The organism is Nocardioides sp. CER19, from assembly GCF_029846275.1.
GTDB lineage: Bacteria > Actinomycetota > Actinomycetes > Propionibacteriales > Nocardioidaceae > Nocardioides.
In genome coordinates this window covers 1,492,010-1,510,997 of sequence record NZ_JARVWS010000001.1, presented here as the reverse complement: position 1 = coordinate 1,510,997, position 18,988 = coordinate 1,492,010, and the positions used below count along the sequence as shown (strand labels likewise).

Here is an 18,988-nt window from a genome sequence, read left to right as displayed (position 1 = left end):
GTCAGGCGCCGTAGAAGCAGTACCCGACACCTCGGATGGTCTCGACCGGGAGCTCCCGCATCTTGTTCCGAAGCCGACCCACGCACACGTCGACCACGTTGCTGCTGGGTCCGAAGGCCTCGCCCCAGATGTCGTTGAGCAGCTCGTCGCGCCGGCACACGTCCCCCCGCCGGCGCATCAAGTGGGCGAGCATCGAGAACTCCCGCTCTGTCAGCGAAACCTCGGCGCGGCCGACGCGCGCCTTACGGCGATCGAGATCCAGGACGATGTCGGCGGACGTGAGGTAGCGGTCCCCGCCGTGCCGCAGTTCCGGCGCCTGCACGATGTGCCGCCGTACGCGTGCCATCAGCTCCGAAGGATGGAACGGCTTGACGACGAAGTCGACCGCGCCGTGGTCGAGCGCCTGCACACGAGCCGCGACCTGCGTGACGGCAGACAGCACGATCACGGGTGTGTTGTCCCCGCGCTCGCGAAGCTCCGTCAGCACCTGCAGCCCGTTGCGGTAGGGCATCACGATGTCGAGCAACGCCAGGCTGATCGACTCGGCGTCCATCGCATCGAGCGCCGCCTGGCCGTCTGGCACCGCCACGACGGAGTGGCCGTTGGACACCAGCGAGCGGCTGAGGAACGTCCTCACTCTGTCCTCATCGTCCGCCACGAGGATCTTGCTCATGCTCATCTCCCTCGGGACACCGGCCGGCGCGGCACGGACGCCGACGGGATGACACCTGACAATCTCCCAGCGCCTGACCCCGAGCCCCATCGGCAGAAGAATGGTGCGCCGATCGGAGGCGAACCGCCGCGGCCTCCTCGCCATTTACCCGTTGTGGGGTAGCGCGGAGGTGCCGCGCAGCGCGGAACCGGGGCCGATCGGCGCCGGAGGATGACACGTTGATGACAGACGCCTGACGACTCGGTTGGCTCTCGATGACAGCTTTCCGTCGGCTCGATGACCGACGCCTGTCTTTTCCGTGAGCGCTCCGACACGGATCGGACCCCGGGACCGTCCTCGCCCCAGCGTGTGTCCAGGTGGCCGCTGCCACCAGCCGTCCCGCGTGTCGGAGGAGGAACCGTGAGGATCACGAATTCCGTCAGCTTCTCGCTCAAGGCGTTCTTGGCGCTCACCCTGGTTGTCGCGCTGTCGCCGTTCTCGCTGACCGCCCTGCGGCTCGCCCCGCCGGCCTCGGCCGCGACGGGACCCGGCAGCATCAACCTCAGCGTCGTCTCCGGCCGCAGTGTCGGTGCGGCGGCCGGACTGATCCACCAGGGCGACGCCGTGACGTCGTACCGGTGGATCATCAACCAGGACGACACGGGCGATCCGGGGACCGCCACCGCACCATTGCTGGATCGGTGCCTACCGGCCCGTGCGGCGGGTGGGTCGAGCGACGCCGACTATGCCGACACCTGTCCGTGGCCATCGGCCCGCAAGACGTCGGGTTATTCGCCGATCATCGCCCAAGGCACCGAGACCGACCTCAGCGACAGCACGAGCCTCGACGGTCTGCCGGAGGGCAAGTACCTCATCTCCGTGACCGCCGACGGTTACAAGATCGGCGGCCAGCACTTCGAGGTGGCCGGCAACAGTCAGACGGTGAAGGTCGAGCTGGACCCGACGCCGCTCCCGCTCGCGACGATCCGCATCGACGTCTTCGACGACAGCGCACCTGTCGACGGCACGTACGAGGTGGACGCCGAGAAGGCGCTGTCCGGCTTCACGGCGCACCTCACCGACGTGTTCGGCGACGTCAGCACCGACTACTACGGGAATGCGCTCTGCACCGCCTACCAGCACGTGGGCGGCAACAACAGTGCTCCGATCCTGTTCGACGCCGACAGCCACCCCATCGTCGACACCAGCCGTTCCAGCGGCCACTGCACCAGCGATGCCGGCGGGCACATCGTGATCCCGAACCTCGGCCCCAACCGGCTGGCGGCGACCGTCGCGCCCCCGGCCGGGCAGACCGACCAGTGGGTGCAGACGACCACCCTCGAGGGCGGCCACGACTACGACATCTGGAGCCAGGAGGGCGCCACCGGCTACGACACCGAGCTGGTCAAGGGTGGCGAGCCGGTCGCGTCGGTGCAGTTCGGGTTCGTGCACACGCGCGGCCTGCCGACGCCATCGGGGAGCGCCCCGACAGGCGAGGTCAAGGGCGTCGCGGTTGCTGGCCTGCCCTACGTCGGCGGCCAGAACGGCCAGGTCGTCCCCGAGACCGGCTTCGCAGGCGCCAATGTCGATGGCCCGATCGCCAAGCCGTGGGTCGCGCTCTCGGACCTCGACGCCGGTGACGCGGCCGTCTACGTCGGGCGCGGTGCGGCGGATGGCTCCTTCGACATCACGGGTGTCCCCGACGGCCTCTACCAGCTGACCATCTGGGACGACGACCAGGACTACATCCTGTGGAGCTTCAACGTGGAGGTGTCCGACGGAGGGGTCTCCGACGTGGGCAACAGGATGATCGTCGGCTGGTTCACCCACCTGCACGGCCACGTGTTCATCGATGCCAACGAGAACGGTCGCCGCGACCCCGGTGAGGCCGGCGTGCCCCAGTTCCCGCTGACCATCCGAGAGCGCGACAACTCGCTGATGGACCAGTACACCAACACCGCCTCCACGAGCTCCTCCGGCGCCTACGACATCCGCGAGACCTACCCGCTGAGCAAGTGGCTGGTCCTCGAGGCGTTCGACACCCGGTACCGCACGACCGGCATCACCTACCAGGCCGAGAACGACCCCACCCCGACCACGAAGCTCGGCGGCCTGGTCGACCTCGACTTCCTGCCGGTCATCGGGCTGAGCGGCCAGGTGGACTGGGGCGTCAAGCCGTACGACGCCGGCAGCAACGGCGGCATCGCCGGCACGGTCAGCTATGACGTGACCCGCAACGAGCTGGACCCGGCGGACGCCGCGTCGGAGGGTTACCAGCCGGGCATCCCGGACCTTCCGGTGCACCTCTACGCCAGCATGCCCTGCACCGCCACCGACGCCGCGACGGTCGCGAACGAGTGCCGGCAGGGCAAGGCGATCGTGCCGCTGTCGGTGCCCGACCCGGACAACCCCGGCCAGACGATGAGGAACCCCGATCCCGACCGGGGATCGATGGTCAAGGGCCCGGAGCTGTCGGACGCCTACACGTCCGAGGAGTGGGCACCGCCGCGTGGCTGCACGGCCCGCGACTACAGCGGCGAGCCGCTCATCGACCAGAAGGCACTGCCCGAGTTCGGCGAGGACGCCAACCGGATGTGCGTCGAGGCGCCGATGATGGGCGTCGCGATCGGTCCGAGCGACAAGACGCCTGGCGATGCCTCGCAGACCGTCAACGGCAACTACGGCTTCTCGAGCTCCAAGCTGAACCTGTACGCACCCGGAAACGCGAAGAACCCCGCGCCCGACAAGCAGTTCCCCCTGTACGGCGACCTGGCGGCCGCCGGCTACCCCGAGCAGGACCTCAAGCCCGGCGACTACATCGTCGGCGTCGAGGTCCCGGACAACCCGGTCGGCGGCGGAAAGATGTACAAGGCGACGGCCGAGGAGGACGTCAACGTCTTCGACGGCGACGGGTACCTGCCGCAGGAGAACATGAACGCCATCACGCCGGCGCTCGAGCAGGACCCGCCCGGTCCTCCCACACCCGACGTGACGGAGCCGTCGCAGCCGCCCTCGCAGCAGGCCGGCATCATCTCGCCCTGCGCCGGTCGTCTGCACAAGGTCGACGTGACCAACCCGAACTTCCTCGACGGCGGCGGCAGTCCCTTCCAGGGACAGGACCGACCCTCCTGCGAGGACAAGCTCGTGACGGTTCGGGCCGGGCAGACCGCGGCCCCGAACTTCAACCTCTTCACCGACGTGCCGATCCCCACGCACTTCTGGGGCCTCACGATCAACGACCTGGGCCTCAGCCTGGACAAGCGCAGCGTCGAGTACGGCGAGGCGCAGGGCCTGCCCTTCGTCCCGATGGGTCTCTACGACTGGTCCGGTCGGCTCCTCGACACGGTCCATACCGACTTCAACGGCTTCTACGAGGCCCTCGAACCGTCCACGAGCACCTACAACTGCCCCGTCCCCGCCGGACCGTGCCCGAACATGTACCGGTTCACCGGCAACGACCCCGGCTCGCCTGACCATCCGAACGCCGACTACAACCCGCGGTTCCGGACCATCTCCGCGAGCTTCCAAGGGTGGCCGGGCCTCTACACGGTGACCGACACCGCACCCACCCAAGTCGCCACCACCGCCCTCACGCCCGGTTCGACAGCGGTCAACCCGACCCAGTGCGACCTCGGCACGACCTGGCCCCAGCTGCTCAGCACCGACCACCCGTGGGTCCGCCTCGGTGACCCGGCCGCCGGCCGCACCGTCACCTTGAACGGCTTCGGCTTCGGCAGCGCCGGCACGTTGCGGCTCAACAACACGGTCATGCCGACCTCCAGCTGGAGCGACACGAAGATCGTGTTCACCGTCCCGACCACCAGCACGCCCGGTCCCGCGACCGTCGAGGTCACGCGTGCTTCGAACGGGCTCAAGACCGTCAACGGACTGACCATCCAGCTCCTCAGCGGGAACGCCGGCAACGCCGGTGGCAACGCCAACAACCCCCGGCTCGCTGAGGTCGGCCCTGGCAAGCAGTTCGCCACCGTGCAGGCCGCGCTCGAGGCGGCACGACCGACCTCGGCCAACCGGTACTGGCTGGTCGTCGTATGGCCGGGCGCCCAGACGGCCCTCAACCCGCGTGGTGAGTACAACGAGAACCTGATCGTCCATCACCGCACCCGCATCCAAGGCGTCGGGCCCGGTGGCTTCCTCCCGAACGGCAGCTTCGTGCGCGGCTCGATCCTGGACGGCTCAGGGTTCAACCCGGACAACGCCCAAGGCCAAGCATGGATCACCCGCCTCGGGACGCTGACCTACTCCGGGCAGCCCGAGGTCCCCGACGCAGCGGTGATCACCGTGCTCGACGACCCGACCAACGGCTTCGCCCCGGTCACGTACCCGGTCACCATCGACGGGTTCCGCATCACGGGCGGCTCGCAGAGCGATTTCCCGACCAACGTCAACGAGGTGACCGGCGGCGTCAAGACGCCCTACGGCGCCGACGGTGCGCTGGTCACCCAGGGCGGCGGCATCTACGTGCACAGCCGAGTGACCGGCATGCAGGTGACCGACAACGTGATCGAGGGCAACGGCGGCTCGTACGGCGGCGGCGTCCGCGTCGGCACCCCCTACCGGTCCGACAACCTCGACACCGGCTTCGTGCTCTCCCGCAACCAGGTCCGTGACAACGGAGGCACCAACCTCGCCGGCGGCATCGGGATCTTCGCGGGCAGCGCCAGCTACCAGGTGACGAAGAACGCGATCTGCGGCAACTTCTCGGCCGAGTACGGCGGCGCGATGACCGCGTTCGGCTGGCAGACGACCGCCGGTGGCACGATCCAGGGCAACCGCATCTGGTTCAACTCGTCCTACGACGAGGGCGGGGCCGTCATGATCGCCGGCGAGCTGCCTCCCGACCCCGCCCAGCTGTCGGAGGGCACCGGACCGGTGACGATCGACAAGAACGTCATCTCCGACAACCTCGCCAACGACGACGGCGGAGGGATCCGGCTGCTCCAGGTCGCCGGCACGCACGTCAGCCGGCTCACGCCGGGCACGATCACGATCACGGACAACACCGTGACCAACAACGTGTCCACCCACGAAGGCGGCGGCATCAGCCTCGACGACGCCCCGTTCGTGACGGTGTCGGGCAACACGATCGCCAAGAACCTCACGACGGCGTCGGCGATCACGAGCGACGGGCTGCCTGCCCCTGCCGGGCTCTCTACCGCGCAGAACAGCGACGCGCTGCAGGCTCGGCTCCGGAACGCCATCATGTTCCCCGCCTCGCAGGTGCTCGCGGCGACGACGTTCAGCAAGCCGACACTCCTCGACAACGTCTTCAACGACAACCGGGCGGGCTCGTTCAGCGGCGGCTGGGTGACCGGCATCGGCGGCACCCTGCCGGACGGCTCCGCCAACGACGTCAACGTCTGGGACATGGGCGTCGTCGACGGCGGCGGCACCCTCTCGCCGATCGGCTCGCTCATCTCCAGCGACCAGGGCACGGACGGCGGCAGCAGCACCACGATCGCGGCCGACGCTGGCCTCAAGGACCAGAAGGACGTGTTCGTGGACGTGCTGGCCGCGCGCAGCTACCCGGCGTTCCGACAGTCGCTCATCATCGGCGAGCTGCTGCCGCCCAACCTGTCCGGCGACTACCACCTGGTCGGCACCGGGTCGCCGGCGTACGGACGGGGCGTCGCCAGCACCCAGGTCACGTGGGGCAGCGGGCTGCTCGGGTTCCGCTACACCGTGTCCGCACCGTCGGACGACATCGACGGCCAGACCCGCCCCTCGGGGAGCGGGGCTCAGCCCAGGTACGAAGCCGGATCGGACCAGCTGAAGCCCTGATCGAAGGTGGCCGCGGGCGCCGACCCCCTGCCCCGCGGCCACCTTCTTCTCCACACCCGTTCACGTCCGCACCACCCATCCGTGACACACGAGGAGCACGAGATGACTGAGATGAACCGTCGGGGACCGCTCTCGAGGCGGACGCTCCTCACGGGCGCGGCCGGCGCGGCCGGCGCCGCCGTCATGGTGGGCGCCCGGCTCACCGCACCTTCCGGGCTCGGATCCGCGACCGGACTGCGGCCCGCGGCCGCGGGCGTGCATCCCCAGAAGACCGTGCACCTGGCCGGCACCGACGGGTGGGTGTCCATGCCCCAGGGTGCCCCGGCCGACCCGCCCTTCTTCCCGGACTCCCTGGCCCCCGCCGGGTTCGACACCTACGTGTTCGGATTCCGCGACGTCACCGGACTCTCGGCCACCCAGGTGGCCGCCCAGCGCGGGCACGCCCAGATCAGCGCACCGATGCTGAGCTTCGACGAGGAGGACGACATCTTCATCACCCTCAGCAACCTGGGACTGCTGCAGCGACCGGACCTCTTCGACGGGCACACCCTGCACTGGCACGGCTTCGTCAACGCCATCCCGCTCTTCGACGGCGTCCCAGAGCTGTCGCTCGCAGTGCCGGTCGGCCGGGACTTCACCTACTTCTACCGACCCCACGACGCCGGCACGTACATGTACCACTGCCACTTCGAGGACGTCGAGCACGTGCAGATGGGCATGACCGGCATGGTCTTCATCCGGCCGAAGCAGAACAAGGCCCCCGTCAACGGCGACCCGGTCGGGACGAAGTACGCCTACAACGACGGCGACGGCTCCACGCGCTACGACCGCGAGTTCGCGTTCATGCTCACCGAGCTGTGGTCGGCCGCCCACTACCGCGACGCGCACATCCAGGTGAACGACTGGACGGACTACGCCGCGAGCTTCTGGTTGATGAACGGCCGCGGCTATCCGGACACCCTCGAGCCCAGCGGCAACCCGCTGGTGACCGCCGCCGGACGGCTGCAGTACCAGCCGATCACCTCGACGGTCACCTGCAACGCCGGGGACCGCGTGCTCCTGCGGTTCTCCAACCTCGGCTACCAGAACCACCAGATGAGCGTGGACAACATCGACCTCACCGTGGTGGCCAAGGACGCCTCACTGCTGCGGGGACGTGACGGGACCACCAACTACCTCGTCACCAACGGGGTGGACATCGGCCCGGGCGAGAGCCGTGACGTCATCTTCGCGGCTCCCACCGCCGGGGAGTACCTCCTCTACGACCGCAACTACTCCTACCTCGACAACGGGGGCGGCCCCGGTTACGGCGGGATGATGACGAAGATCGTCGTCCATCCCGCCGGCACCCTCGGTCCGCAGACCGCCGCGAACGCCTGATCGGACCGAGGAGACACGATGCGAAACCTCACCCATCACCTGGCTCAGCGGCGGTACGCCGCCGCGCTCGTCGCGGGCACGCTCGCGCTCGGCAGCCTGACGCTCGGCGCCCGCGCGGAGGCCGCACCCACGTCGGAGGGGCTCGAGTGCCTCACCGATGCCCACAACACGTTCTCGCTCACCGCCCGAGACGGCTACGTCTCCACTCCGGACGGCAACTCGATCTACATGTGGGGCTACGGCCCGAGCAGCGGGTCCTTCCAGCTGCCCGGTCCCGTCCTGTGCGTCACCGCCGGTACGCACGTTCGCGTGATCCTGCACAACACCCTGGTTGAGCCCACCTCGATCGTCTTCCCCGGCCAGAGCGGCGTCACCGCCGACGGCAAGCCGGCCCAGCCGCAGCTGACCGACACCGGCTCCATGACGTCGCTCACGCAGTCAGCGGACGCCACGGGCGGTTCCGTCACCTACGAGTTCACCGCCGGCTCACCGGGCACCTACCTCTACGAGTCCGGCACGGACGTCGCGAAGCAGGTGCAGATGGGCCTGTACGGCGCCCTGGTGGTCCGCCCCGCCGGACACCCCGCCCAGGCCAACGATCGATCGGACTCGGCGTTCGACCCCGACCACGAGTACGTGTTCCTGCTGTCCGAAGTCGACCCCGACCTCCACCTGGGCGTCGAGCGCGGCGACCCGGTCGACGTCGCTCACTCCACCGCCCGCTACTTCATGATCAACGGACGCAGCATGCCGGACACGCTGGCGCCGAACCACGCGTCCTGGCTGCCGAACCAGCCCTACGGCGCCATGGTCCACATCAAGCCCTACGACGCCCAGACCAATCCGCACCCTGCGCTGATCCGCTACCTCAACGCCGGCTCCGTCAACTACCCGTTCCACCCGCACGGCAGCGACGAGCGGGTCGTCACGCAGGACGGCAGCGCGCTGGCCGGCAGCGGCGGTCAGGACCTGTCCTACCTCAAGTACGACCTCGATGTGGAGCCGGGCCAGTCGCTCGACGCGCTGATGGACTGGCGCGACGTCGAGCAGTGGGACCCGGCGACGAACCCCATCCCGACCCAGCTTCCGGCGATCCAGGACCAGCTCCTCGTCGGGCCAGACACCTGGTTCAGCGAGAGCGGCTACCTCGGGAAGAAGGGCTCGCTGCCCACGAACATCACTGCCAACAACGAGTGCGGCGAGTACTACCACGTGGCGCACAGCCACGCGCTCCAACAGGCCACCAACTACGGAGCCACGTTCGGCGGCATGATGACGGTGTTCCGCATCGACCCGCCGGCCGGCTGCCCGACGAGCTGAGGACGGCGTCGATGAACACGACTCGAACCACCGCGACCAACCGGCTCGTCCGGTGCGCCACAGCCCTGTGCCTCGGTGCTGGCACGCTCGCCGCTCTCGGCGCGACGAGCAGCCCCGCCCATGCGACGACGGCTTTACCGCAGGCCGCCCTGGCTGCCGCTCCCGTCGGGAAGCTGGCCCCGAGCGGATGCACCCGCGACGACGCCACCGCCACCGACGTCTGCGACCTGTACGCCATGGCCGGCACGACACAGGTGCTGGGCAGGACGCTGCCGATCTGGGGCTTCTCCAGCACCGGATCAGCCGGCTCGGCGACCGCCCCAGGCCCCGTGCTCGCAGTCCAGCAGGGCGACAACGTGACCGTCACCCTGCACAACCAGCTGGCCGACGACGTGTCGCTCGCCTTCCCGGGCCAACCGGCGACCGGGTTCACCGCCGGTCTGGACAGCACCGTGGGCGCCGCCCCCGGCAGCACGCGCAGCTACACCTTCACCGCGAACCGAGCGGGCACGTTCCTCTACGAGGCCGGCCACACCCCCGGGGGCGCACGGCAGGTCGCCATGGGCCTGGCCGGCGCCCTCGTGGTCCTGTCCGCCGACGGCACCGCAAGCGGCCAGGCGTACGACGACGAGGCGGTCGTGGTGCTCAGCGAGATCGACCCCCGTCTCAACGGCGACCCGGCGGGCTTCGACATGCGCAACTTCCGCCCCGCCTACCGGCTCATCAACGGTCGGCCGTTCCCGACCACCGACCCGATCCCCACCGACCAGGGCCACCAGGTGCTGATCCGCTACGTCAACGCCGGCACGGTCACCCATCCGATGGCCACTCTCGGCGCCACCCAGCTCGAGGTCTCCGACGACGGTCACCCGCGCGCACACGCGCAGCGCGAGATCGTCGCCACGATCCTCTCCGGCACGACCGCCGACGCGATCGTCACCATGCCGTCCGGCGAGGACTCCAAGGTCACCCTGATGGAGACCGGCGGTCACCTGCACAACAACGGCCAGACCGAGCTCGACCCGACTCAGGTCTCCACGGGCGGCATGATGACCTTCCTCGACACGAACGCCCCCACGCCGACCGACGACCACGTCGGCCCGGTGTCCCGCCACCTCGCCGTCTTCCCGAGTCCCTCAGCCGGCCTCACGCCCGTGAGCGTGACCGCCGACCTCAGTGACGCCAGCAGCGGCGGGTCCGCCGTCGACGCCGCCGAGATCCTCGTCGACGACCCCGACATCGGCGTCGGCGCGGGGCTGGCCATGACGGGCGCGTTCGGGTCCGCGTCGGTCACCGGTGCGCAGGGCAGTCTGCCCGTGGCCCCCGAGGCCGGATCGGACTGCGCGTCGCAGCCCTACGCCCTCAGCTGCCTCGACGCCGGCAAGCACACCGTCTACGTGCGTGCCCACGACGCCGCCGGCAACTGGGGTGCGCTCGGATCGGTCGTGCTGAACCTGCCCAAGGTCGGGCCCGCCACGACGAACGGATCCGTCTCCTCGGCGGTGACGAGCGACAAGGCTGCCCTGACCGTCAACGCCACGGGCGACGACACGGCAGCCGACGGAGTGATCGACGCGGCCGAGATGTTCCTCGACACCGCCGGTGCGAACGGCAGCGGCCGACCGCTCACGCTCAACAGGACCGCCGCCGTCGTCAGCGAGGACGGGAGCGTGCCGGCCACGCCTGCCAGCGGCCAGACCTGCACCACCGCGCCGGTCGCGCTCAGCTGCCTGACCGAGGGCACCCACCACTTGCTGCTGCACAGCCACGACTCGCTCGGGTTGTGGGGACCCGTGCTCGATGTGCCGTTCACGCTGGACCGCACCGGTCCCGCGGTCGACGCCGCGAGCATCACGCCCAACCCCAGCAACGGCGTCCTCTCCGCGCCCGGCAACACCGGCTACCTCCGGATCGCCGGCGTGGTCACGGACCGGGAGACCGGCGGTGCCGTCGCCAACCAGCTCAAGGGAGCCGAGGCGTTCGTCGCCCCGACCAACCCGGCGCCTCCGGCCGGCAGTGGTCTGCAGCTGCTGGCGGTCGACGGCAAGTACGACAGCCCGAGCGAGCAGGTCTACGGCCTCGTCCCGCTCTCGCAGGTCAAGGCCAAGGCGGACGGCAGCTATCAGGTCCTCCTCCGCGGCAAGGACGTCGCGGGCAACTGGGGCAACCTGTTCGCCATTCCGCTCACCATCGACAAGCTGGCACCGACGCTGGCGTCGGTCGCCGGCTCGCCGAACCCGACGGCGGGGGCCCAGCTGCTCACGCTGACCGCGCCCGTCAGCAACGACACCGCCTTCCAGACCGCCGAGTTCTGGACCGGGACCACCGATCCCGGCGTCGGCAAGGGCACTCGTGTCCAGGTGAGCTACGTCGGCAGCAACGCGGTGGTGGCCGTTCCGCTCACCGGCATCACCCCCGGCGCGGTCCGCTTCAACCTGCGGGTCCAGGATCTGGCCGGCAACTGGAGCAACGCGGTCAACACGACGGTGACGGTCTCCAAGCCGAACGCGATCTTCTCCGACACGTTCGACTCAGGGACCCTCAACAGCTGGTCGGCACGCACCAACACCGGCGGTGGCTCGATGGTCGTGTCGCCCACCGCAGGGCTGCCGAGCGGCGGTGCCAACCAGGGCCTGCTCCTGACCGGGCCAGGCACGCACTTCGTCACCGACAACACCCCGGCGGCGGAGGGCTCCTACCACGCGCGGTTCCAGCTCTCACCGAACACGTTCACCAGCGGCGCCGCCGCGGCCGTCGACCTGTTCGACGCTCGCACCGGTGGCAACGGCAACGTCTTCACCGTGAACTACCGCAGGTCGGCCGGCACCAGCCAGGTCCAGGTGGTCATGGCACGAACGACCGGCGGCACGTTCACCAGCGGGTGGCAGACCCTGCCGGCCGGCGCGCACGAGATCCGCGTGGACTGGGTCGCCGGCCCGGCGATCGGCGCCTCCCCAGGATCGCTGAGGCTGTCGGTCGACGGCATCGCCGTCGTCACGCAGACCGGCAACACGAGCGGTCTGAGCATCGAGAGCGCCCGGTTGGGGATCGTGGCCGGCACCAGTGCCACCTCCACCGGTAACGCCTACGTCGACTCGTTCGAGTCGACCCGCTACACGCTGCCCTGACCGGTTGCCCCCGCAGAGAGCGTCACGCCTCTGCGGGGGCTTCCACCATCCGACCGGCCGCGACGCCACGCGCCGAGGCTCCAGACGGTCGACACGCACACCAAGGGGGAAGAATGCCTGTCACGACCTTCACAGCGCCGAGCACGAACCTGCGGCCCCGTCTGCTCCTGAATTGCGGCCTCGCCGTCGTCCTGGCCTTGGTCCTCGGCTACGTCCTGCTCCGGCCACACGGGCCGGGCGGCTCGGCAGGAGCCGCAGTGCCGCAGAGCACCCAGCTCGAGTCCCGCACCGGCGTTCGGTTCTCCCGGGTCGCGGTGGTCGGCGACGGCGGCCTGGTCACGCTGTCCTACGTCGTCCTCGACGCCGAGAAGGCATCCGCCTTCCAGGCCGATCGCGAGCATCCGCCTCGGCTGGCCAGCGAGGCCCGTCATGGTGGAACCCAGCGAGCATCCATCATGCGCGCGGGGCACCAGATGCGTGCGGGGCAGACGTACTACTTCGTCTACGAGAACACCGGCGGAGCCATCGAGTCCGGGGAGCAGGTCACCATCTCCTACGACGGCCTCTCGCTCGAGCACGTCCCGGTGTTGTGAGGAGCCGACCGATGCGTCTGCTCCAACGCACGGCGGCGGCCCTCGCACTGGCGACGACCGCCCTGGCCTGCTGGGCGGGTCCCGCGGATGCGCACGCGTACCTGGACCACAGCAACCCGGCCGACGGGGCGACCATCTCCGAGGCGCCTGACACGCTTCGTCTGGCCTTCAGCGAGCACGTCGTGCTGTCGGCGACCACCCTCCGGCTCCTCGACGACGACGAGCGGCCGGTCCCGCTCACCCGGATCCGTCTGGTCAGCGCGGAGCCGGGCGACACTGAGGCGCCCTCGCAGATCCTCGCCCACCTGCCGGCCCTCTCCGCGGGCGCCTACCGGCTGACCTGGAGCACCCTGTCCAGCGACGACCTGCACCGGACCTCGGGGGTCATCGCCTTCGGCGTCCGCACCGCGGTGGCTGGTGCCGGCGTCGACGAGGCGAGCCCGGACGTGGTGGAGACCGTCGCCGGCGCCCTGCTCCTCGGCGGCACGGCCCTCCTCATGGGCGTTCCTCTGGCTCTGCGCACGCTTCGAGGCGCGACCGCAGCCGCACGTCGCAGGGTCCGGCGAGTCGCCGTGATCGGCGGGTGGGTGGCGATCGGCGCCGCCCTCGTCGGCCCCCTGCGTGAGCTGACCGCCGGCGACGGAGCGGTCCTGTTGGCGGGCGGGTACGCCGCACGGTGGACGCTGCGCAGCGTGGGACTCGTCCTGCTGGTGCACGGAGTCCGCGCCGGCCGCCGGACCGCCCTGCTCGCGGGCGCCGTGCTCACCGCGGTCGGAGAGACGCTGCTCGGGCACGCGGTGGCCCAGGCCGCGGGAGACCCCCTACGCGTGCCGATGACCGTCATCCACCTGCTCACCGGCCTCGGATGGTCAGGCGCCGTCGTGGGGATAGCGATCGGCCTCGGTCGTCGGCCGACGCAGAACCTCCCGGTGCCCGCCCTACGTGCTGCACTCCGCCAGTTCGCGCTACCCGCCGGGAGCGGTCTCGCGATCGCCGTGGTCACCGGTGCGTGGCTCGCCTCGGACGCCGTCGTGTCCGCTGACGCAGCGCTGCTCACGACGTACGGGCGCACACTGCTCGTCAAGGTCGCTGTCGTGGGTGCCGTCTGCGCACTGGCCCTGGCCAACCACCGCCGCCTGCGCGGTCGACGCGAGTCCCCGCTCCCGCACCACAGCATCCTGGCCGAAGCGATGGCACTCGGCGGCCTGCTCGTCGTCACCGCTCTGCTGCTGGCCGGCCAGCCGGCGACCGAGCCGGGGCTGGTCGACGCGGGACCCCGCCCAGACAACGGTCCGGTCGCGAGCCAGGTCGCCGATCTGGAGGAGGCGGTCAGCCTGCGACCGAACCGGGCCGGCCCCTCGACCGTCCTCATCGACGTCTTCGACCGCCGGCGACCTGCAGCCGGCCCGATCGCCGATGTGCGAGTAAGGGTCGGCGGCACGGACGTCGGCATCGCTCGGCCCCTGGGCGACGGCCACTGGTCAGTGCCGGTGGCAGCCGTACCTAGCGGACCCACCCAGATCACGGTCACGGTCTCGCGCCAGGGTGCGGACCTCGTGACAGCCACCTACCCCTGGGTCGTCGGCACCCGCGCGACATCCCCCACGGTGGTGTCCCGGCTGTCTCTCACGACGCCCTTGAGGCTGCTGGCGATGACGCTGGCCGCCGCCACCGCTGTGGGCGGACTCGTCGCCATCGGGCGCCGCGGCCGGCGGCACCCGCGGCCCGTCCCGCTCGGAGAGGGCGCGGACCGGGAGCCTGCCCTGCCAGGAACGCGCGGCTCCAGTTCCGCATCGTGAACGCCGCCACCGGCGAGATGATCCGCGGGCTGACCATCGACCCGAGCCGCGACCACCGACCCACCGGCCCACCGGCCGACCCCCGGGCCGGACCCCAGAAACAGAAAACCCGGACCCCACTGGGGTCCGGGTCGTCCGGTATCTCCTGAGAGACCACAAGAGAGAGTGAGTGAGTGGAGCTGCGGGGAATCGAACCCCGGTCCTCGAGCGTCGATCCAGGTCTTCTCCGGGTGCAGTCTGTGGGTGTCGTTTTCTCGGCCCCGGCGCTCGACGCAGACACGTCGCCGACAGGCCCAGCTAGCTAGATGTCCCCTCGAACCCCACTAGCGAGAGAGGGAGGGTGAGTCTCCTAGTCGACGCCAGGATCAGGGCCGGAGACGGACGCCCTGTCTGACGCTTCGATCACCGCAATCAGGCGGCGAGAGCGAAGGAACTGCGCTTAGCGTTGGCAGTTATGTGTTTCCAGCGACTTTTACGAGATGGCGCTGGCTTCTCGACCCGCTTCCCCTGGAACTAACGTCCCAAGTCGAAACCGATCAGCCCCTCTTGACTTGTCAACGGCCGCCGAGGCGGCCAACAGGACAACACTACCGGCGGGGCACGCATTCCCCCAGCTGATAACCGCGGGGCCCCGTCGCGGCCCCGTCGCGGGTCAGTCGCGGACGCCCTTGAGGTAGCGGCCGACCGCCTGCTCCTTCTCCCGGTTGGCGGTGCGCTCGGCGATCGACTGGCGCTTGTCCCACGACTTCTTGCCTCGGGCGAGGGCGATCTCGACCTTGGCGCGGCCGTCGCTGAAGTAGAGCGCCAGCGGTACGACGGTGAGGCCCTTCTCCGACACCCGGCGGTCGATCTTCTCGATCTCCTCCTTGTGCAGCAGCAGCTTGCGCTTGCGCCGCGCGGAGTGGTTGGTCCAGGTGCCCTGGGTGTACTCCGGGATGTGGACCGCGTGCAGCCACGCCTCGCCGCGCTCGACGTCTACGAAGCCGTCGACGAGGGACGCGCGACCCTGGCGCAGGGACTTCACCTCGGTACCCGTGAGGACCAGGCCGGCCTCGTAGGTGTCCTCGATGTGGTAGTCGTGCCGCGCCTTCTTGTTCTGCGCGATGAGCTTGCGCCCCTTCTCCTTCGGCATCCCACCATTCTCGCAAGCGATCGCAAGGGGATTCGAACTCGGGCCGTTTTCCGAGGCCCCGGCGGGCTACTCGCCGTGCCGTCCCGCTCCCCCGGCGAAGCGGGCCGCACCTGCGATGCCGTCGGCGGCGAGCGAGCCGAGACCGACCTGGAGCTCGTAGGCCATCGCCTCCTCGAGCGGCAGGGCCTCGCCGTGCAGCACCGACACCCGGTCGTTGCGCAGGCACGTCTGCGGGAGCGCGGCGAGGTCGGCCGCGAGGGCCTCCGCCGCAGCGCGGGCCGCCCCGGGCTCGACGACCCGGTTGACCAGACCGAAGTCGAGGGCCTCGGAGGCGTCGACGGCACGGCCGGTGAGGATCATGTCGAGCGCGCGGCTGCGGCCGATCAGTCGCGGCAGGCGCACCGTGCCGCCGTCGATGAGCGGCACGCCCCACCGGCGGCAGAAGACGCCCAGCACGGCGTCCGCGGCGGCCACCCGCAGGTCGCACCAGATCGCGAGCTCGAGGCCACCGGCGACGGCGTACCCCTCGATGGCGGCGATCACCGGCTTCGAGAGCTGCAGCCGGGTGACTCCCATCGGGCCGTCCCCGTCGGGGGCGACCCGGTTCTGGGCGGGCGTCCCGACCGCCGTGAGGTCGGCGCCCGAGCAGAACGTGCCGCCCTCGCCGTGGAGCACCGCGACCGCGGCGGACGGGTCGGCGTCGAACTCGCGGAAGGCGGCCGCCAGCTCGGCGGCGGTCGTCCCGTCGACCGCGTTGCGGCGCTCCGGCCGGTCGAGCACGACGGTCGTCACGGGGCCCGAGCGCTCGACCCGGACAGCCTCGCCCGCCATCGACGTCAGAGCACCGACTGCGGGTCGACCGGGTTGCCGTCCCTGAGCACGGTGAAGTGCAGGTGGCAGGCGGTCGACCAGCCGGTCGTGCCGGCGTACGCGACCGTCTCGCCGCGGCCGACGACCTGCCCGACGTGGGCGGCGTAACGGCTGATGTGGTTGTAGATGACCGTGTAGTTGTGGCCGTTGATGTTGCCCAGGCTGAGGTAGAGACGGTTGCCCCAGACGCTGGAGTAGTACTCGCTGATGACCTTGCCGGTGTCGACCGCGCGCTCCGGCACGCCGCACGGGGCGTGGAAGTCGTCGCCGTCGTGGAGGCCCCAGTAGCCGTAGATCGGGTGCTTGCGCCAGCCGTACGGCGACGTGACGTAGGTGTCCGAGACGGGGTTGAGGAACATCCCGCTCGTCTGGCCGACCTGGCGATTGCGCTGCCGGTGGGCCAGCGCCAGGATCTGCTGCTTGATCTTGTCCTCCCGGGCCTTGAGGCCCTTGAGGACGGCGACGTCGTGCTGCTTGATGCGTACGGCGGCCTGGCGCGCGGTCTGCGCGGCGGCCGTGGCCTGGGCGTCCTCCGCGACCGAGGCGGCGACCGCGTCGCGGGCGGCGGTGGCCTGCTGCTCCAGGCCCTGCACGACCACGAGGTGGTCGGCGGCCTGCTGGCGCTGGACGGCGACAGCGTCGGTCGCCTTCTTGACATCCTTCGCCCGGACCTTGAGGAGCACCTCGGCGGTGCGCAGCGACTGGTACTGCGCCGACTGGCTGGAGAGCACCGTGTCGTTGAGCTCCTGCTGGCGGGCGATGTCCTCCGGCGACTCGGCGTGCATCAGCGCGCCGAACGCCAGCAGCCGCGGGTCGCCCTGCTCCACCATGTCGGCGAAGGTGTCGCGCACCTTCTGCTTCTGGTCGTCGACGGCCTGCTGCCCCTTGTCGAGGTCCGCGCGGGCCTGGGCCAGCCGGGCCTGGGCGGCCGCGAGCGCGGCCTGCATGCGCTGGTCCTCGACCTTCGCGGCGGCGAGCGACTGCTCGGCCGTGACGAGGTTGGCCCGGGCGGTGGCCAGTCGGGCTCGCGAGGCGGCGAGCACCTTGTTGGCGGCCGCGAGCTGCTTGGTCGCGGCGACGAGCTGGGCGCTCGACTCGTCCAGGTCGCTGCCGGCCTGCTGGACCTGCTGGTGCACTCGCTTCTGCTTCTGCTTCAGCTTGTCCCCGCCGGCTGCGGACGCCCAGGGCAGCGCGGGGTCGACGATGGGGACGGCCAGACCACCGACGGCGACGGCAGCCAGCGTGACGGCCGCGAGGCGTCGGCGTCCGAGCGTGCGGGGGAAGGAGCGCACGGGAGGAAGCCTTCGTGTTCGGGGAAGTGAACGCCTCGACGGTAAATCGTCAGCGCCCGGGTTCCGGGGATTTCGGAACCCGGGCGCGTCACGCCGATCGGCGGCTCAGACCTTGAGGTACTTCCGCGTCAGCAGCAGCGTCGGCACCAGCGTCAGCACCGGGCCGAGGATCGCGACCACCAGGACCGCCCACCAGAACTGGCTCCAGTCGATCCACAGGATGAAGTCGAGGGACTTCGCCAGCTTGCCGACGATGCCGAACTGCATGAACGCCGCCAGCGCCCCTGTGGCGAGGGCGACACCGACCACCGCGGTGACCACCGCCTCGAGCAGGAACGGCAGGGCGATGTAGAGCGTCGAGGCTCCCACCAGCCGCATGATCGCGATCTCGCGACGTCGGGCGAAGGCGGCCAGCCGGATGGTGTTGGCGACCAGCAGCAGGGCGGCGATGCCCAGGAAGATGGCGACCAGGCCGGCGCCGTACTTCATGTAGTCGATGAAGCTCAGGATCGGTCCCACGACGTTGCGCAGGTCCTGGACGCGGGAGACGCCGTCGAGCCCGACCACGGCCTCCTTGACGACCTCGGCCTGGTGCGGGTCCTTGAGGGTGATCCAGAACGACTCGGCCATGTCGTCCTCGGTGATCACGGCGTCAGGGCCGGTGAACCGGTCGCTGCCGTAGAGCTCCTTGACCTTCTGGAAGGCCTCGGCCTTCGACTCGAGGGAGAAGGAGTCGACGTTGGGGTTGTCCTGGATCACCTTGGCGATGGCCTGCTTCTGCGGCTCGGTGACCTCGCTGGCGCACGAGGGCACGTTGTCGCCGTTGCGGCACAGGTAGACGGTGATCTGGAGCTGGTTGCCCCACTGGTCGGCGGCACGCTGCGCCTGCTGGTTGAGCAGGACGCCCATGCCGACGAGGGTCAGCGAGACGAAGAGGGTGAGCACGACGGCGATGTGCATCGACAGGTTGCGACGCAGGCCCTGGCCGAGCTCGGAGAAGACATAGCGAAGCTGCATGGGGCT

11 protein-coding genes and 1 other RNA gene are annotated in these 18,988 nt (G+C 70.1%); 6 read left to right on the top strand and 6 right to left on the bottom strand.

Going from position 1 to position 18,988, the window contains the following annotated elements:
• Position 1 precedes the first annotated feature (1 nt).
• On the bottom strand, positions 2 to 763 hold the full coding sequence (locus tag QDS12_RS07430) for a response regulator transcription factor (RefSeq protein ID WP_279878127.1): 762 nt from the start codon (positions 761 to 763) through the stop codon (positions 2 to 4).
• A gap of 309 nt (positions 764 to 1,072) precedes the next feature.
• Between QDS12_RS07430 and QDS12_RS07425 the strand changes: the two genes are divergently transcribed.
• From QDS12_RS07425 to QDS12_RS07400, 6 genes are all read left to right on the top strand, one after another.
• The gene (locus QDS12_RS07425) at positions 1,073 to 6,451 is read left to right on the top strand and encodes an IPT/TIG domain-containing protein (RefSeq protein WP_279878126.1); all 5,379 of its coding nucleotides are present in this window, start codon (positions 1,073 to 1,075) and stop codon (positions 6,449 to 6,451) included.
• 102 nt (positions 6,452 to 6,553) lie between these two features.
• Positions 6,554 to 7,831: a multicopper oxidase domain-containing protein gene (locus QDS12_RS07420; RefSeq protein ID WP_279878125.1), complete on the top strand. Its 1,278-nt coding sequence runs from the start codon at positions 6,554 to 6,556 to the stop codon at positions 7,829 to 7,831.
• An 18-nt stretch (positions 7,832 to 7,849) separates the two neighbouring features.
• Positions 7,850 to 9,151 (top strand): multicopper oxidase domain-containing protein, encoded by a 1,302-nt coding sequence (locus tag QDS12_RS07415; RefSeq protein WP_279878124.1) that lies wholly within the window; start codon positions 7,850 to 7,852, stop codon positions 9,149 to 9,151.
• Between the two features lie 11 nt (positions 9,152 to 9,162).
• Positions 9,163 to 12,279: a multicopper oxidase domain-containing protein gene (locus QDS12_RS07410; RefSeq protein ID WP_279878122.1), complete on the top strand. Its 3,117-nt coding sequence runs from the start codon at positions 9,163 to 9,165 to the stop codon at positions 12,277 to 12,279.
• Between the two features lie 113 nt (positions 12,280 to 12,392).
• The gene (locus QDS12_RS07405) at positions 12,393 to 12,872 is read left to right on the top strand and encodes a hypothetical protein (protein WP_279878121.1); all 480 of its coding nucleotides are present in this window, start codon (positions 12,393 to 12,395) and stop codon (positions 12,870 to 12,872) included.
• Between the two features lie 11 nt (positions 12,873 to 12,883).
• The gene (locus QDS12_RS07400) at positions 12,884 to 14,671 is read left to right on the top strand and encodes a copper resistance protein CopC (protein WP_279878119.1); all 1,788 of its coding nucleotides are present in this window, start codon (positions 12,884 to 12,886) and stop codon (positions 14,669 to 14,671) included.
• A 171-nt stretch (positions 14,672 to 14,842) separates the two neighbouring features.
• On the opposite strand, the gene ssrA is transcribed toward QDS12_RS07400, so the two are convergent.
• From ssrA to ftsX, 5 genes are all read right to left on the bottom strand, one after another.
• Positions 14,843 to 15,215: a transfer-messenger RNA gene (gene ssrA, locus QDS12_RS07395) on the bottom strand.
• A 108-nt stretch (positions 15,216 to 15,323) separates the two neighbouring features.
• Positions 15,324 to 15,803, bottom strand: coding sequence for an SsrA-binding protein SmpB (gene smpB, locus QDS12_RS07390; RefSeq protein WP_279878118.1), 480 nt, complete (start codon positions 15,801 to 15,803; stop codon positions 15,324 to 15,326).
• Between the two features lie 66 nt (positions 15,804 to 15,869).
• Positions 15,870 to 16,634 carry a crotonase/enoyl-CoA hydratase family protein gene (locus QDS12_RS07385; RefSeq protein ID WP_279878116.1) on the bottom strand — a complete coding sequence of 255 codons (765 nt, stop codon included), beginning with the start codon at positions 16,632 to 16,634 and terminating at the stop codon, positions 15,870 to 15,872.
• A gap of 5 nt (positions 16,635 to 16,639) precedes the next feature.
• The gene (locus tag QDS12_RS07380) at positions 16,640 to 17,965 is read right to left on the bottom strand and encodes a M23 family metallopeptidase (protein WP_279878115.1); all 1,326 of its coding nucleotides are present in this window, start codon (positions 17,963 to 17,965) and stop codon (positions 16,640 to 16,642) included.
• 105 nt (positions 17,966 to 18,070) lie between these two features.
• On the bottom strand, positions 18,071 to 18,982 hold the full coding sequence (gene ftsX / locus QDS12_RS07375) for a permease-like cell division protein FtsX (protein ID WP_279878114.1): 912 nt from the start codon (positions 18,980 to 18,982) through the stop codon (positions 18,071 to 18,073).
• Between the last annotated feature and the right edge of the window lie 6 nt (positions 18,983 to 18,988).

Bases quoted from the DNA above. Each gene is read 5' to 3' on its own strand.
- QDS12_RS07410 (WP_279878122.1), top strand. From the start codon at position 9,163: ATGAACACGACTCGAACCACCGCGACCAACCGGCTCGTCCGGTGCGCC.
- QDS12_RS07405 (WP_279878121.1), top strand. From the start codon at position 12,393: ATGCCTGTCACGACCTTCACAGCGCCGAGCACGAACCTGCGGCCCCGT.
- QDS12_RS07415 (WP_279878124.1), top strand. From the start codon at position 7,850: ATGCGAAACCTCACCCATCACCTGGCTCAGCGGCGGTACGCCGCCGCG.
- QDS12_RS07385 (WP_279878116.1), bottom strand. From the start codon at position 16,634: ATGGCGGGCGAGGCTGTCCGGGTCGAGCGCTCGGGCCCCGTGACGACC.
- smpB (WP_279878118.1), bottom strand. From the start codon at position 15,803: ATGCCGAAGGAGAAGGGGCGCAAGCTCATCGCGCAGAACAAGAAGGCG.
- QDS12_RS07400 (WP_279878119.1), top strand. From the start codon at position 12,884: ATGCGTCTGCTCCAACGCACGGCGGCGGCCCTCGCACTGGCGACGACC.
- QDS12_RS07420 (WP_279878125.1), top strand. From the start codon at position 6,554: ATGACTGAGATGAACCGTCGGGGACCGCTCTCGAGGCGGACGCTCCTC.
- QDS12_RS07430 (WP_279878127.1), bottom strand. From the start codon at position 763: ATGGGGCTCGGGGTCAGGCGCTGGGAGATTGTCAGGTGTCATCCCGTC.
- ftsX (WP_279878114.1), bottom strand. From the start codon at position 18,982: ATGCAGCTTCGCTATGTCTTCTCCGAGCTCGGCCAGGGCCTGCGTCGC.